Source organism: Pseudoalteromonas denitrificans DSM 6059, from assembly GCF_900112265.1.
Classification (GTDB): Bacteria; Pseudomonadota; Gammaproteobacteria; order Enterobacterales; family Alteromonadaceae; genus Pseudoalteromonas; species Pseudoalteromonas denitrificans.
The window spans coordinates 27,227-41,880 of sequence record NZ_FOLO01000037.1 but is presented as its reverse complement, the minus strand read 5'-3'; the positions used below and the strand labels follow the sequence as shown (position 1 = coordinate 41,880).

Annotated in this window: 13 protein-coding genes; 10 read left to right on the top strand and 3 right to left on the bottom strand. The window is 33.7% G+C overall.

Annotation, left to right across the window (positions count from 1 at the left end):
- The first annotated feature begins 79 nt into the window (after window positions 1–79).
- The 5 genes from BM088_RS18375 to BM088_RS18355 are packed head-to-tail and all read left to right on the top strand — an operon-like array spanning window position 80 to window position 4,604.
- Window positions 80–1,129, top strand: coding sequence for an efflux RND transporter periplasmic adaptor subunit (locus tag BM088_RS18375; RefSeq protein WP_091988036.1), 1,050 nt, complete (start codon window positions 80–82; stop codon window positions 1,127–1,129).
- 8 nt (window positions 1,130–1,137) lie between these two features.
- A complete protein-coding gene (locus BM088_RS18370; protein ID WP_218156540.1) occupies window positions 1,138–1,857 on the top strand; it encodes an ABC transporter ATP-binding protein in 720 nt (239 codons plus the stop codon).
- Window positions 1,854–3,014 (top strand): ABC transporter permease, encoded by a 1,161-nt coding sequence (locus BM088_RS18365; protein ID WP_091988030.1) that lies wholly within the window; start codon window positions 1,854–1,856, stop codon window positions 3,012–3,014. Before BM088_RS18370 ends, BM088_RS18365 begins: the two co-directional genes overlap by 4 nt.
- A complete protein-coding gene (locus BM088_RS18360) occupies window positions 3,011–4,213 on the top strand; it encodes an ABC transporter permease (protein WP_091988023.1) in 1,203 nt (400 codons plus the stop codon). The genes BM088_RS18365 and BM088_RS18360 overlap by 4 nt, the downstream gene beginning before the upstream one ends.
- A gap of 31 nt (window positions 4,214–4,244) precedes the next feature.
- A complete protein-coding gene (locus BM088_RS18355) occupies window positions 4,245–4,604 on the top strand; it encodes a DUF2306 domain-containing protein (protein ID WP_091988020.1) in 360 nt (119 codons plus the stop codon).
- A 364-nt stretch (window positions 4,605–4,968) separates the two neighbouring features.
- Here the strand turns inward: BM088_RS18355 and BM088_RS18350 are convergent, their stop codons facing one another.
- The 3 genes from BM088_RS18350 to BM088_RS18340 form a co-directional block, all read right to left on the bottom strand.
- Complete coding sequence (locus tag BM088_RS18350; RefSeq protein WP_091988017.1) at window positions 4,969–5,700, bottom strand: 4'-phosphopantetheinyl transferase family protein; 732 nt, start codon at window positions 5,698–5,700, stop codon at window positions 4,969–4,971.
- Between the two features lie 13 nt (window positions 5,701–5,713).
- Entirely contained in the window at window positions 5,714–6,472 is a 759-nt protein-coding gene (locus BM088_RS18345; RefSeq protein ID WP_091988014.1) for a thioesterase II family protein, read from the bottom strand.
- A 124-nt stretch (window positions 6,473–6,596) separates the two neighbouring features.
- Window positions 6,597–7,673, bottom strand: coding sequence for a hypothetical protein (locus BM088_RS18340; RefSeq protein ID WP_091988011.1), 1,077 nt, complete (start codon window positions 7,671–7,673; stop codon window positions 6,597–6,599).
- Window positions 7,674–7,916: 243 nt separating this feature from the next.
- Between BM088_RS18340 and BM088_RS18335 the strand changes: the two genes are divergently transcribed.
- The 5 genes from BM088_RS18335 to BM088_RS18315 all read left to right on the top strand — a co-directional run bounded on the left by BM088_RS18335 (window position 7,917) and on the right by BM088_RS18315 (window position 14,649).
- On the top strand, window positions 7,917–8,114 hold the full coding sequence (locus BM088_RS18335; protein ID WP_091988006.1) for a hypothetical protein: 198 nt from the start codon (window positions 7,917–7,919) through the stop codon (window positions 8,112–8,114).
- 605 nt (window positions 8,115–8,719) lie between these two features.
- On the top strand, window positions 8,720–9,979 hold the full coding sequence (locus BM088_RS18330) for an amino acid kinase family protein (RefSeq protein WP_177208100.1): 1,260 nt from the start codon (window positions 8,720–8,722) through the stop codon (window positions 9,977–9,979).
- A gap of 401 nt (window positions 9,980–10,380) precedes the next feature.
- Window positions 10,381–11,667 carry a diaminobutyrate--2-oxoglutarate transaminase gene (gene ectB / locus BM088_RS18325; protein WP_245763863.1) on the top strand — a complete coding sequence of 429 codons (1,287 nt, stop codon included), beginning with the start codon at window positions 10,381–10,383 and terminating at the stop codon, window positions 11,665–11,667.
- Window positions 11,668–11,821: 154 nt separating this feature from the next.
- A complete protein-coding gene (locus BM088_RS18320; protein ID WP_091987996.1) occupies window positions 11,822–12,763 on the top strand; it encodes a TauD/TfdA family dioxygenase in 942 nt (313 codons plus the stop codon).
- 158 nt (window positions 12,764–12,921) lie between these two features.
- Window positions 12,922–14,649 (top strand): cyclic peptide export ABC transporter, encoded by a 1,728-nt coding sequence (locus tag BM088_RS18315; protein WP_091987992.1) that lies wholly within the window; start codon window positions 12,922–12,924, stop codon window positions 14,647–14,649.
- Window positions 14,650–14,654: the final 5 nt, after the last annotated feature.

Here is a 14,654-nt window from a genome sequence, read left to right as displayed (position 1 = left end):
CTATTTCATGACTTTTGGCACTGTGCCATAAATAACGCTTCTATTATTCTGATGCTATCAACTTAGCTTAGGAATAATAATGGCTTCTACTACCCTTAAATCAGAACTGTCAGCGTTAAGCATAGACCGTAGTTCACCTAATCAAACGAATAAGTTGCCACTAACAAGTATTGCGATAAGTTTTAGTATCATACTTATGGCTGTATTATATGGTTATTCACAATATTCTGTGGCTGCTAGTCAAACTAAAAAAGTAAATAAAAACCCAACTAAAGTATCGAATTTTGCCTTACCCATTAAAGATTTACCAAGCGATATTAATCAAAAAAATAGAAATGTTTTAAATAATAAAGTACTTGATGCCAGTGGTCATATTGTTGCGAGACGTATTGCAACTGTTTCATCTCGTGTAACGGGAAAGTTAGATAAGCTATATATCGAAGAAGGGTTAGCTGTGACTAAAAATCAAGTTTTAGCGCAATTGGATGACGAAAGAGCAAAAATATCTTACCAATTGGCTTTGGCTGAACTTATGTCACAAAAAGCAGGTTTAGAAGAGCTTGATGTGAGTTTGAAATTCGAAAATCAAAAGCTAGAGCGCAGAAAAAAACTACTAAAAAACAACCAGATCAGTGAAGAGCTTCTCGAGAATAGCCAAGTTAAAGCACAAAAAATTGCCGCACAAATTAAAAGTAAGCAAGCCAAAGTGATAAGTGCTCAAAAGCAAGTTGAATTGAGTTTGTATCAGCTTAATCACCATAAAATTGTAGCCCCCTTTGATGGTGTCGTGATCAGCAAAAATGCGCAAGTTGGTGAGCTTATTTCAACAGGTTCCTCCGCTGGTGGATCAATTCGAACGGGGGTAGGCACTATTGTAGATATGCGCTCTTTAGAGATTGAGGTTGAAGTAGGTGAAAGCTATATCAATCGAGTTTTTAGTGAGCAAGCTGTCGTTGCCACTTTAGATGCTTATCCACAGTGGCAAATAAAAAGTCAAGTGATTGCAGTGATCCCTACAGCCGATAGGCAAAAAGCCAGTATTAAAGTTCGCATTAAGTTATTGGAAGCTGATGAACGTATATTGCCTGATATGAGTGTCAAAGTGAGTTTTTTAGATAAATCGATTTGAGGATTAAAATGATGAATAACAATATTGAACTTAAGGCAATTAATAAAACGTATCAAAAGTCTAAAAATAGTACTGATAATCAAGTTGTTGTTCATGACAACTTTAACTTAAAAATTAACTCTGGTGAGTTTGTTGCTTTAATGGGCCCGTCAGGTATGGGGAAAAGTACGTTATTACATTTGATTGGAGGTTTAGATAAACCGACGAGTGGGCAAGTGATTATTGGCGGTGAACAAATAAATAACTTAAATGAAAGCCAGCTAACGCGATGGCGTGCAGATAACATTGGTTTTGTTTTTCAATCACATCATTTATTACCTGTATTAACGGCACAAGCCAATGTTGAATTACCTCTGGCTTTAACGCATTTAAATAAATCACAAAGAAAGCATCATGCAGCGACTGCTTTATCTTTAGTGAGTATGGCTGATCGCGCTAAACATTTTCCTAAAGAGTTATCGGGTGGACAGGAGCAAAGAGTTGCGATAGCCAGAGCAATTGTTAGCGACCCTAAAATTTTATTATGTGATGAACCTACAGGTAATTTAGATAGAAAAACAGCTGATGAAATTTTATCTTTATTGGCCAAGCTGAATAAAGAATATGGCAAAACAATTGTCATGGTAACGCATGATTTAAAGGCGGCAGAATATGCAAGTAAGGTCATAAATTTAGAAACTTATACTTATGACTTGAAAGCGCATAACGTTCAAGAGGCTAGACTATGAGCTTATTTGAAATGATTATTAAAAATAGCTTTCGTAAAAGAATACGTTTCGCTTTAACTGCTTTATCGGTCGCCGTTGCATTTTTTTTACTCACTTTATTGGCAGGTATAGATCATGCGTTAAATAGCAATATTGGTGGTAATAGCCAATTTAGGTTGATGACCAGCCATAAAGTGTCTATGACACAATCTTTACCCATTAATTATCAAAAGAAAATAGCAAAAGTGGAGGGGGTAAAAGCGGTCACTTATGCTTCTTGGTTTGGTGGATACTTTAAAAATGAGAAAAATCAATTGGCTATGTCAGCAGTTGAACATACGAGTTATTTTTCATTGTTTGATGAATACCTTATTTCACAACCGGATTTAGATAGCTGGAAAAAGAATCGTATTGGTATTGTGATAGGGCAAGGCGTAGCAACAGAATTTGGCTGGAAGTTAGGTGATAAAATACCACTTAGCTCTTCTATTTGGATGAATAAACAGGGCTCTTTTAGTTGGGAGTTTGTTGTTGCGGCCATTTATCAGACAAAGGGTGCTTCTGTAGATGACAAACGCATATTTTTTCAGCATCGTTATTTTGATAAATCACGTGCTTATGGCCGTAATAATGCGAGCTGGTTCTCTACTCAAATAACACCCGAAGCAAATCTTGATTTAATAACAAACCAAGTAGATGCGCAATTTAATAACTCAAGTTTTGCTACTCGGACTACTTCTGAACAAGTCTTTATCAAAGAGCAGGCACAGCAGTTTGCTGATATGGCTATGGTCATAAAAGTGGTACTAATCGCTGTGTTTTTTACTTTACTACTCATTGTATGCAATACCATGGTTCAAGCTATTCGAGAGCGTTTAAATGAAATTGCTATGATGAAAGCATTGGGTTTTTCATCTTTTAATTTAATTAAACAAGTTTATTTAGAATCATTTTTTTTATTAAGCTCAGGTGCTTTCATAGGATGTCTATTGGCAAATATAACGTTATCACAGGTTCAAAAACTCATGTCTAACTTTTTATCTGGTATTACGATTGACCCAAGTTATTATTTTTATGTTTTTTGTTTAGTTTTATTCGCTGCTTTTATATGTAGTTTCTTCCCTGCACTTACAATTAAACGCTTAATGATAAGTAATACCTTAGGAGCAAAACAATGAAAAAACTGATTTTACTGCTTAATCAGGGATGTGCTTTAACTTGGATTAACTTTAAAAGCTTTCCACACAGAATCGCATCTTCATCTATTAGTATTTTGAGCATAGCCTGTGTTGCTGCTGTGATGCTAGCTGTTTTAGCTTTAACTGATGGCATGGTAAAAACAATGGCAAGAACGGGCTTAGATAATACGCTTTTAGTAATGCGTTCAGGTGCGGTATCCGAGCTGCAAAGTGTGATGTTTCCCGTGGAAGTTAATATTTTGGCAAATCATCAACAAATTATTAGAGATAAAAATGATAGGGCAATTGTATCAGCAGAAATGTTCGTCAATGCTGAGTTTAAATCAAAAAGTGGCGTAAATGATCAAAGTTTGTCATTAAGAGGCATAAATAATAATACGTACCTGTTTCGTCCAAACTTCAAGCTTATTGAAGGAGCTAAATTTAAAACAGGATTAAGACAGGTATTAGTAGGTAGATCAATTGCTAGAAAAATACCTGAATTAAAGATTGGCAGCACCATTATATTAGGTGATTCATCATGGCTAGTTAGTGGTATTTTCTCAGATAATAACAGTGTATTTGAATCTGAATTATGGGCTGATATTGGCATAGTGCAAAGTGACTACCAAAGAGGAAATACAGTGCAGTCAGTGCGCTTAGCAATGCATGATGGTACAAATATTAATAAGTTAAATGAAGTCTTTGAAGCAGATCCTAGGCTGAATGTTCGCATTATTGAAGAAAAAGTATTTTTTGCACAACAAGCACAAGATTTAACACGTTTGATCCGTTGGATAGGATCACCTGTAGCCTTAATTATGGCTTTTGGTGCTCTGATAGCAGCATTAAATACTATGTATGCTGCAATAAGCAGTCGTAGTAAGGAAATTGCAACCCATAAAACCATAGGTTTTACCCCTTTTGCTATTTCTATATCAATACTCAGCGAAGCTATGTTACTAGCGTGCATCGGCGGTTTATTAGGTGTTTTGCCTTTATATTTGTTTTTAAATGATGTTACGGCAGCAACACAAAACGCCAATAGCCTAAGTCAGATGATGTTCAATTTTAAAATAACGCCATTTCTAATGGCACAGGCTATGTTGTTGTCGGTTTCAATAGGTTTAATCGGAGGGGTTTTACCTGCAATTAAAGCAATGAGGTTGCCTGTGACTTTAGCTTTAAGAGATAACTAAATAACGATAAATATAACGAAGGGTTAACGAAATGGGCGTTTCAATTTTTGTACATGTCACTTTAGCAATTGCAGCTTTGTTGTTAGGCTTAATCACTTTTACTCTGACAAAAGGTACAAAAATACATAAGTTATTAGGTAAAGGTTGGATTATTTTAAATTTAGGTATTGCGATGAGCTCATTTTTTATTATGCCAATGGGCCACCTTACTTGGCTGCACTTATTCTCTTTTGTGGTGATTGTTATTTGCATATTGGGTTTCATTGCTGCTGATAAAAATATTAAACAGCATATTGCTTGTATGATTGGTGTTTATATCGGGCTATTTATTTCAGCGATTGTTGCCATTGTAACTCCTGGAAGGTTTTTAAATCAGATTATATTGAACTGAAATTAGTTTAAATCAAGGGCTAGCTGAGTCTGTAATTTTCAGAGCCTATATATCGCAAAGGGTAGTTCACTATATAGATATAGGTGAATTCGAAAAACTAAAAGAACGTATTCATATGATATAAGAAGCGAATCAAAAAATAGTGCCCAGTCAGATCAGGTTGGTGATCATAAGCATTTCAATTAGAAAGAATTAAAACCTATACCTAGGTATTAAAAAACCATTACTTCTGGGCTGAGGAAATGCAACAAAAGCTAAAATTCGTAAATATGTGCAAAATCAATCGATTAAATTAGACAAAAGAGAATCACTGAAATCAGTCACAATTTTTTATATTGTAAAGCAGCTAACCTCTCAATTCAGATTACTCTGCGATAATTGTGAAAATATGAGTACTCGTTTTTTTAAACCAACCTTTAAAGGACATCCCTTTGATTAATTTCTTAGTAAGAGACTCTTGTAAGATTAATTCAAAGTGATTGTTTTTTGATGAATAATAAGTTAATTCTGCGGCGGTAAAATCAAAATATTTACCCACATAGGGATAAAGTGCTTTAAATAAACTTTCTTTTGCGCTGAAGGCTAATGTTAAGGCGTGTTCAAAACTCAGCTGAGTATTTAATAATAAAGAATATTCAGCATCGTTGATAATAGTTGACTTAATTTCGTTTGCTATTTTTTCTGTCATGAGCTCTTCATAATCTATTCCTAGATATGTGTAGTGTGAATTACTGGCAACAGCACAAAATGCATGACTTTTAGTATGCGATATAGACCCTAAAACTCCTTTTGGCCAAATTGGTGCTCTATGCATTCCCGGTGTAATATTAGCATTATGAATATTTAATTGGCTTAGTGCTTTATTCGCACAATAACGGCCTGCTAAATATTCAGATTTGCGTTTATCAAGTGAGTTTAATAGTGAGCTGGTAAGTTCGATATTAAACTGTTTAAATAAACTTTGATGAAAATTGTTTTTATCATAAGTACATTTAAACAAATGCAGCTTATTTAAATGCGGTATTCTTATGCTATTTTCACTGAGAATAAATGGTGCACTTAAATTATTTTCGATTTGGTTACTGATAAAATTCATATTAGAGAATATCTCAACAAGGTATTGTTTTATTTATATACATAGACAACACCTTGTTTACTTTTTCTAACACTAATTCCTTATGACTATTTATAAAAAAGTGTCCTCCTGGAAATTTAGTTGTTTTTGCTTTTGGTTTAAAAAATTGTTGCCATAAATATAGGTCATCATTTGTAACATCAGTATCATCTTCACCTCCAAATATACTCAGTGAAATGTTAAACAGTGCATTGCCAGTATATTGAAAAGTTTCAGCTATTTCAAAATCAGCTCTTAACATAGGTAATAATAACGACATGAGCTCTTTATTTTTTAATAATTCTTCGGGTGTTCCATTCATTGTTCTTAATTTAGAAATAAACTCACTTTCAGGTAAATTATAGCTTATATTATGCCTTTCTTTTTGAGGTCCACTACTACCTGAGGCAATAAAATGTAGTGGAAGTTGGAGTCCTAGTTTATTGAGGCGGAGAATTAATTCAAAACAAACTCGACTGCCTAAACTATGTCCAAATAATACATAAGGTTTATTTAATAATGTGGGTATTTCAGCTAATAAATTATCAGCTAATATATCCATTTTATCGATGGGAGTTTCAAACATTCGGTTTGATCGTCCAGGTGCTTGCATTATTATTAATTCTACATTTTCTGGAAGACTATTTACCCATGACGTATAAATTGAAGAGCTGCCTCCCGCATAAGGAAAGCATATTAATCTTATATCTGCTTGTGGGTTGTGTTTTGGAATAACAAACCATTTACTTTGCATGTTTTACTTCTTTTTACTAGATTTCAGTGATTTGTGCTAAATACTATCATCAATAAGACATTAATAAATTGAAATTTTGGTAAAATAAAGTAAGGAACATCGTCTTCCTTACTTTTTAGATTGATTAAAGCTGTGTATTTTCTAAAAACGTAATTACTTTTTCCATTGTATCTGACACATCTAGGTGGTCTTCCCAGTTAACATTGTCCCAGTCTATTCCAGTATCTAGCATCATCACATTGGTTGTTAATAAGGTTTTAATGGTACTAGATGATTTTATCGGCTTCACTTTAAACGTTTTCTCAACTTTTTCAGTCGGCTTTTTGTTAAAAAGCCTATCTTTAATTTCATCACTGATATTGGTTTTGTCTGTAATATTTAAAACAGATTTATCATATTTACTTTTGTATTCAGATTCTGTTTCAAGAACGACTTTTTTTACTTTTACAAAAGGAAGGCTTAAACCTGATTCATATGCCGAAATAACACAAGCATAACGCGTTAAAACATTATAGTTATCGAAGGCTCCCATTGAAATTCCTAAGTTGGTAGCTGTTTCTTTTACTGTTAACTTTTTCAGACCATTTTTTAGCCTAGCGTTATTTAAAGTGTCTATTTCCATCAAAGCACTTTGAAATGCTTGTAGTTTTCCGTATTGCGGTAAATCTTCTCTGCTTGCATTTTCTTGAAATTGCTTTACTTTGGTTAAAAGAGGTTTTGAATCATAGACTTTAAATTGAGCCGCTGATCCATATCCATTGGCGTAAATTAAGGCAAAAAAGCGTCTGTGACCAGTTAATACTCGGTACCTACCGTTTTCTAGTGGGTAAAGTGTAGGTGCTTGGATTAACTCAGAAACAGATATATTATCACCAAGATCCATAATTGTTTTTATTGTTTGGTTTGCTTTTTTCCAGTCCTCAGAAGCATATTTTAAACAATTTATCATGCATGATTTACCAATGATAACGTGATTCTCACCATGGTATTTGTTAAGTAATTGTTTTTTAGTTAATTTCCTGCTTACAAAAAGTTTTGCATCAGCGTCTTCAATTAACACCGCTGGCAAGAAGCGAGCATTGGTAGTATCAGGTTCAATTGATGATAAGAATAAAGATTGATAAGTGAATAATGCAGTATGTATTTCTTCTTGGTTATTAATACTACTAAGGAGTAGTTGATCGTATTTTAGTTCACTCATGTATATCATTTCTCGCAAGGATTTATTACTAACTGTAACGTAATATTTCTGTATTAAAGCTAATGTACCATACTACAAAGGTTTTGTTAACTACTTGGTACCCTTTATAGGTACTTGTTTGCTAAGGCGTTTTTTAGTACATAATTGGTATAATATGACTTGTTTCTATTGTAATGGTTACCTATATGAGGTAAATTCATCTCTAAAATTTGTTGTGAAACTTAAGTAAGGATGTATTAGGTTATGCTTAGCTCTAATAAGGTTGATAAAAAGGTAGAAGAATTAAAATGGGCTTTTCGAAAAGGTTATCTATTAGCTACATCAGATATTAAAGAAGGGATTCATATTAATTATCGTGAGATAGAACAAAATTTTTTAAAAGAGTTATTAAATATTGTGCCGGAGGAAAATAAAACTGGATGTTTTAAATCTTTGGGCTAATTTTGTGATTATCTCATGCGTGAGGTGCTTAATATCAGTCAATTTAATAACTTGTGAGGGACTTACCATGAGTGAATCCAAGTTAGAGAGTTAGTTTGACCTGAAAAGACTACTTAATTTAGACATTTCAATTGTAAATACAGATTTTTAGTGTGTTGGCCTTTATTTTATAAAGGCTTAATTTTAGCAATAAAACTTAATTTTGATTAAAAATGATAAACATTGGTTGTTAATTATATGGGGTAATGATTACAAATTTAATGACAACTTTTAACGACCTAAGGAGATGAATGTCTTTCGAGGGGCAAGTCAAAATAAATATTTAATAGTAAGCTTAGTTAATGCTTTGTACTAATTAAAATTATATTTTGTCTGATTATTAAACGAAAGCTTAATCTATACTTATTTCACTGTGCAAGGGTTTTTCCTGAACGACATAAAAAAGAGTTAGTGCAGATAAGGTTTTGTAAGGTGATAGAGTCTATTAATTATATTTTACTTAAAGTATAGAGCTTTTAGGCATTTTTGATATGTATTATCAGATACGGTAAGGTTGTTTTGAGATGTCAGGAATAATGGAAATAAAGCGCGACAGGCACATAAATATGAATATAAGTGTTCATAAATTTGGTGGTTCGAGTCTTGGTTGTAAAGCATCTTTTTTAAGAGTTATCAATATTATAGATGAAAATTGTTTAATGGGAGATTGGGTTGTTGTTTCTGCTGCAGGAAAAACAACAAATAGATTACTTGAAATTGCGAACTTAGCTGTGAGCGAGAAACATTTTGCCTATGAAAAATTAGAGGCGCTTCAAACCTTTCAACTTTCACTTATTCCAAGTTTAACTCAAGAAAAAACAGCTGAGTTAAGACAATCAATAAACCAAGATATAGCATTGCTATCATCTTATATTAGTAAGGCTAGTTTAGAAAATTTATTTATACCTGAGTGGCTATGTTTTGGTGAGTTATGGTCATCTCGTTTGTTGGCTGCGCTACTTAATGAAAAAAGTCAAAGAGCAATCGCTATTGATGCACGAAATATTTTACGTATGCAGGGAGAAAAGGTAGATTTGATCTGCAGTGCTCAACAACTTGATAATTCTGGTGCGTTAGAAAATACATTAATTAAAATAGCAACAGGATTTATTGCTTCTGATTCAGATAATATCACACAAATACTTGGTCGCAATGGAAGTGATTATTCTGCAAGTTTATTTGCTTATTTGAGCAATGCTAAGAAAGTGGTTTTTTGGACTGATGTGTCTGGTGTTTACAGTGCCGATCCGAATATTGTGAAAAATGCGATTGCTTTTGATAAGTTAAACTGGAATGTTGCTAATATTTTAGCCCAGTCAGGTAACCCAGTATTGCATGCTAATACAGTGGAAACACTAAACGACAGTGACTGTGAAATACAGATTAAAAATAGTCACTTTCCTAAAGCGAGAGGGACTAAAGTCGTAAAACACGCTCCTATTTATACACCTTTGGTTTCTAAAGGGAGTGGTTTTGGTTTACTTTGTGCCAGTTGGGAACATGAGGTCGATACTAATCAGGTTGCATTTAAATTTACAACAAACGTGGGAAAAAACATTTTGATTAAAAATGAATATTTAGCCCAATATGATAAACATAAGTATAATTTCAAACCTGTAGATTTAATATTAAGTTTTGGTTGTGAGAGAAAGTTTAATGACTTACTTTCATCTTTAGATATTAATGTATTTCATATACATAGTTTCGATGAACATTATCGTTTTTTGATAACTGAAGATAAAGTAACAGATGAGTTATACGAAGTATTTCATGATGTGATGTGCTTAGAGTCAAATGCTTCATATATAGACCTTGAACATGCCTAAATTAAATTTATTGTATACAAAAATAATTCCTATGATATTATTCAGGAGTTAATTTAGGTACTGATTTTAGTGCCTGTCTTTTGAAATATTAATTTAATAGCAATATTTATTTCATATTCATCCTTTAGGATGTAATTGTATGAATAGTATATTTATATTGATTTTTCTAAGATTCAAATTTTTAATGTATTAATGAAATTGGAAGTAAATATATTAGATTCACAATTTTTACTTTATTTTTATCGTTAATAGAAACATCTCATGCCTGAGATGTCTGACTGATGGTTTTGGCTGAGATTATCAACTGAAACTATGCCTAAAAAATAAGTAGTTGAATTTGATCCTCACAGCAATATTAGGGTTGAGTTAATTTTAAAGTTATATCATAAAAGGAAATTTTTGTGTTTGAGAAATATGAATCTAACGTTCGAAGTTATTGTCGTTCTTTTCCTTCGGTCTTTAGCACTGCAGAGAAAGAATACATCTGTGATATTGAAGGAAAGTCTTATTTAGACTTTCTTGCTGGAGCTGGAACTCTTAATTATGGTCATAATAACCCTCTTATAAAAAATGCTGTTATAGATTATTTAAAACGAGATGGTATTGTTCATTCTCTAGATTTGCATACTGAGGCAAAAGAAGATTTCATCGCTTCTTTTCAAAAAATCATACTTGAGCCGCGTGAGTTGGATTATAAGCTGCAGTTTACTGGTCCAACAGGTGCTAATGCTGTTGAAGCAGCACTGAAGCTGGCGCGTAAGGTAACAGGAAGAACCCGAGTTGTCGCATTTACAGGTGCTTTTCATGGAATGACATTGGGTGCCATGTCTGTATCAGCAAAAGAATCAGCAGATGGTCTCGTGGCTGGTATGGAAGTCACTCGGTTTCCTTTTGAAGGATTCTCACCGGATGTAAATCTAGATACTTTAGAGAAACTGATCGTCCACCCTGGCGGAATAGCTAAACCTGCAGCCTTCATTTTAGAAACACTTCAATGTGAAGGTGGTTTAAATGTTGCCAGTAACTCATGGCTAAGACAGCTTTCTGATATTGCTCAGAGGCATGGGATATTGCTGATCGTTGACGATATCCAAGTGGGCTGTGGGCGCACAGGTCCTTTTTTTAGTTTTGAACGTGCTGGTATCAAACCTGATATTGTTTGCTTAGCTAAATCCATTGGGGGCATGGGAATGCCAATGGCGCTCGTATTATTAAAGCCTGAATTGGATATCTGGGCTCCTGGTGAGCACAATGGCACTTTTAGAGGAAATAATCTCGCGTTTGTAGCGGGTGAAGCTGCTTTGAAACTATATTGGAGTGATGATAAATTTGAAACTGAAATTAAGGTATTGAGTGAAGAAATGGCCTTTGGTTTAGCTTCTTTAAAATCAGATTATCCAGACCTTATTACAGATACAGTTGGCATAGGTTTAGCTCAAGGGATCCGTTTAAAGCATCAACACCATGCACAACTCATAACAAAAGCAGCTTTTGAACAGGGGATCATAGTAGAAAGCTGTGGACCATATAGCGAAGTTGTTAAATTAATGCCTCCTTTGATTGTCACTGAAAGCACAATACAAAAAGTAATTACTATTTTGCATCAGGTTATTGCAACCCTGCCAAAAGAAGCTGAAATAGGGGAACTTGGAGCTAAATTAGAAAAATCTGATGTGTCGTTACCATGATGACCCGTTAGCGCTGAACGGCATTTAAAAGGTAAGTATTTTGATAATTGCCATAATTTATGTAGAACTGCGATTTTAATAATAAAATCGCAGTTCTATGTGTATAAATAACACCTTAGCTAAACTAACTTATTTACAAGGAAAATATATTTTAATGAATACACAATTTAGTTCAGTAAATAGTACTGACAGCTTTCCGTTTATGGTCACAGTTACTGAAACGATGTCTCTAAATAAGTTGAAAGAATATACGAAAAAATTAATTAATGAACAATTATTACAATACGGCGCGATACTTGTTCGAGGTTGCACTGAATTAACAATCACAGATTTTAAAGAGTTATCGGAACACTGTACAGGAGAGTCTAAAAATTATGACTTTGCGTCGACGCCTCGTTCAAAAGTCGCTAAAGGTATTTATACAACAACTGAATATCCGCCACATATGACTATCCCTTTACATAATGAACAGTCATATACAAATCAGTGGGCAGATCATTTATGGCTTTTTTGTGATGTGGCAGCAACTAAAGGCGGTGAAACCCCTTTGGCTGATAGTCGTCTGGTTTATCAAAAAATACCTGAAGATATTCGAAATCGTTTTATTGAAAAAGGGATTATGTATGTCCGAAATTATGGTGGCGGGTTAGATCTTCCTTGGCAAGAAGTTTTTAATACAGATGATAAATCTGTTGTTGAACAATATTGTACAGATCAGAATATAGAATTTGAGTGGAAAGAAGATGATGAACTCAGAACCAAACAAATTTGTCAGGCTATAACAAGTCATCCTGTTAGTGGTGAAAAGTCTTGGTTCAATCAAGCTCATTTATTTCATGTTTCAGCGTTAGCTGAGAAAGTACGTACTAATCTTTTGTCTATCATAGAGGAATCAGAACTACCTCGTAATGCTTATTATGGTGATGGTTCTCCCATAAAATCAAGTGACTTGGATATCATTCGTGCTGTGTATGACGAAGTTGAAGTCAGTTCTCCTTGGCAAAAAGGTGACTTTGTCATTGTAGATAATATATTAGCAGCCCATGGTCGAAAAAGTTTTGAAGGTGAGCGAAAGGTATATGTTGTTATGACTTAATGTTCCATAACAAGTTAGTCTGTTGGTAAGTGTAAGATATCATCAGATTTTAATTTAAGAAGTTTTGCTTTAGCGAGTTCAATATGGACTGTGAAGCATATGAATTAGAACTTAGGTCTTTATTGACCATACTCACTATACTTTAAAGGTGAATTATTATGGTGTATGAATTTATTTATCGTCACCGCTGGTTATTATTACTGGCTACGGTGCTGAGCATAATCAGCGCGGTATCTGGGATCGGCATTTTGTCATTAATAAATCAAGAAATTGAAATGCTAGGTAAGGGGCAATCAGATATTATAAAAGGTATTATTATTTTTTGTTTATCTTTAGGAGCCCTATTTGTTTTTGGTTTAATATCGCAATATATTTTAATTAGACTGAGCGCCACAGTTACCGCTAGTTTAAGAGATAAAATGGTTCAACGTATTTTATCTACAAATTATGAACAAATTGAAAAACTTGGTGGGCATAAAGTTTATGCAACTCTGACGGGGGATATTAACGCTATTTCTACGACCTTAGGTGTTTTACCTCATATAGTATATAACTTGGCGACTGTGATTTTTTGTCTTAGCTATATGGCATATACATCTTGGCAATTATTCTTATGTGTTTTTTTGTTTTTAGGTATTGCAGTGGTGGTCGCTCAGTTATTAATGAATAAAGGAATGAAACTGTTTGAAGACCTTAGGGAGCTTGATGATGGCTTGTTTAAAAATTTTAAGGCGCTTATTGATGGCGGTAAAGAACTTAATATAAACGTTAACCGAAAACACTTTTTTTATCATCAAGTCGTTCATCCGGATATTAATAAACTGAGACAATCATCTATTGGTGCAAATATCATTTTTGTTATTCTGTCTAATTGGGCTAGTTTAATGTTGTTTATATCTTTAGGTTCAATTGTTTTTGCCTCTCAACTTCTTTTCACTGGTATGACGACAGAAATCATTGTGGGATTTGTTCTGGTCGTAATTTATATGATAGGGCCTCTGACTGTTTTGATAGATAGCTATTCCACAATTGCCATGGGATTTGTGGCAAATAAAAAAATTAGTAGTTTGAAATTGTCTGAAACTGAAAAGGCACTTGAACATCAAGATAAAGTTGCAATACAAGCTTCGCATGATTGGATGTCTCTAAAAGTTAGTGATCTTTATTATGAATATGAGCCACAGGAAAATGACCAATATGTCTTTGGTGTTGGACCTATAGATGTATCATTAAAACGCGGCGATCTCATTTTTTTAATTGGTGGTAATGGGAGTGGAAAATCTACCTTTGCAAAATTGCTTTGTGGACTTTATACAGCAAGCTCAGGTGATATAAGTATTGACGATGTTAGTGCGAGTGATGCTGGAAATCGTGATTGGTATCGTTGTCATTTTAGTACTATTTTCTCTGATTTTTATTTGTTTGACCAAGTATTAAATGCATCTGGATGTTTGGCAGATGATAGACAAATAGTGGCCTACCTTGAAAAGTTAAGATTAGCCGATAAAGTTTCTGTGGATAAAGGGATACTATCAACGACTAGCCTTTCTCATGGACAAAAGAAACGTCTTGCTTTACTTTTAGCTTATTTAGAAGATACCCCTATCTATATTTTTGATGAATGGGCCGCAGATCAGGACCCTTATTTCAGAAATTTTTTCTATACCGAATTATTACCAGAGCTAAAAGCAAAACAAAAAACTGTTTTGGTGATAAGCCATGATGAGCAATATTTCGATTTAGCAGACCGAGTACTTAAGTTTGATAAAGGGAAAATGATAGAGATAACAGATCATTTACCGGAAAAAGTATTTGTTGCTGTATCTGAAAAAGTGAAAGATAAATTTCTTCAGTCGAGTTCTCAAGATGAGAAAGTATCGTCTTAATATTT

What these genes read in the sequence shown, in the direction of transcription:
- BM088_RS18375 (WP_091988036.1), top strand. Translation starts at nt 80, where the DNA reads ATGGCTTCTACTACCCTTAAATCAGAACTGTCAGCGTTAAGCATAGAC.
- BM088_RS18370 (WP_218156540.1), top strand. Translation starts at nt 1,138, where the DNA reads ATGATGAATAACAATATTGAACTTAAGGCAATTAATAAAACGTATCAA.
- BM088_RS18365 (WP_091988030.1), top strand. Translation starts at nt 1,854, where the DNA reads ATGAGCTTATTTGAAATGATTATTAAAAATAGCTTTCGTAAAAGAATA.
- BM088_RS18360 (WP_091988023.1), top strand. Translation starts at nt 3,011, where the DNA reads ATGAAAAAACTGATTTTACTGCTTAATCAGGGATGTGCTTTAACTTGG.
- BM088_RS18355 (WP_091988020.1), top strand. Translation starts at nt 4,245, where the DNA reads ATGGGCGTTTCAATTTTTGTACATGTCACTTTAGCAATTGCAGCTTTG.
- BM088_RS18350 (WP_091988017.1), bottom strand. Translation starts at nt 5,700, where the DNA reads ATGAATTTTATCAGTAACCAAATCGAAAATAATTTAAGTGCACCATTT.
- BM088_RS18345 (WP_091988014.1), bottom strand. Translation starts at nt 6,472, where the DNA reads ATGCAAAGTAAATGGTTTGTTATTCCAAAACACAACCCACAAGCAGAT.
- BM088_RS18340 (WP_091988011.1), bottom strand. Translation starts at nt 7,673, where the DNA reads ATGAGTGAACTAAAATACGATCAACTACTCCTTAGTAGTATTAATAAC.
- BM088_RS18335 (WP_091988006.1), top strand. Translation starts at nt 7,917, where the DNA reads ATGCTTAGCTCTAATAAGGTTGATAAAAAGGTAGAAGAATTAAAATGG.
- BM088_RS18330 (WP_177208100.1), top strand. Translation starts at nt 8,720, where the DNA reads ATGAATATAAGTGTTCATAAATTTGGTGGTTCGAGTCTTGGTTGTAAA.
- BM088_RS18320 (WP_091987996.1), top strand. Translation starts at nt 11,822, where the DNA reads ATGAATACACAATTTAGTTCAGTAAATAGTACTGACAGCTTTCCGTTT.
- BM088_RS18315 (WP_091987992.1), top strand. Translation starts at nt 12,922, where the DNA reads ATGGTGTATGAATTTATTTATCGTCACCGCTGGTTATTATTACTGGCT.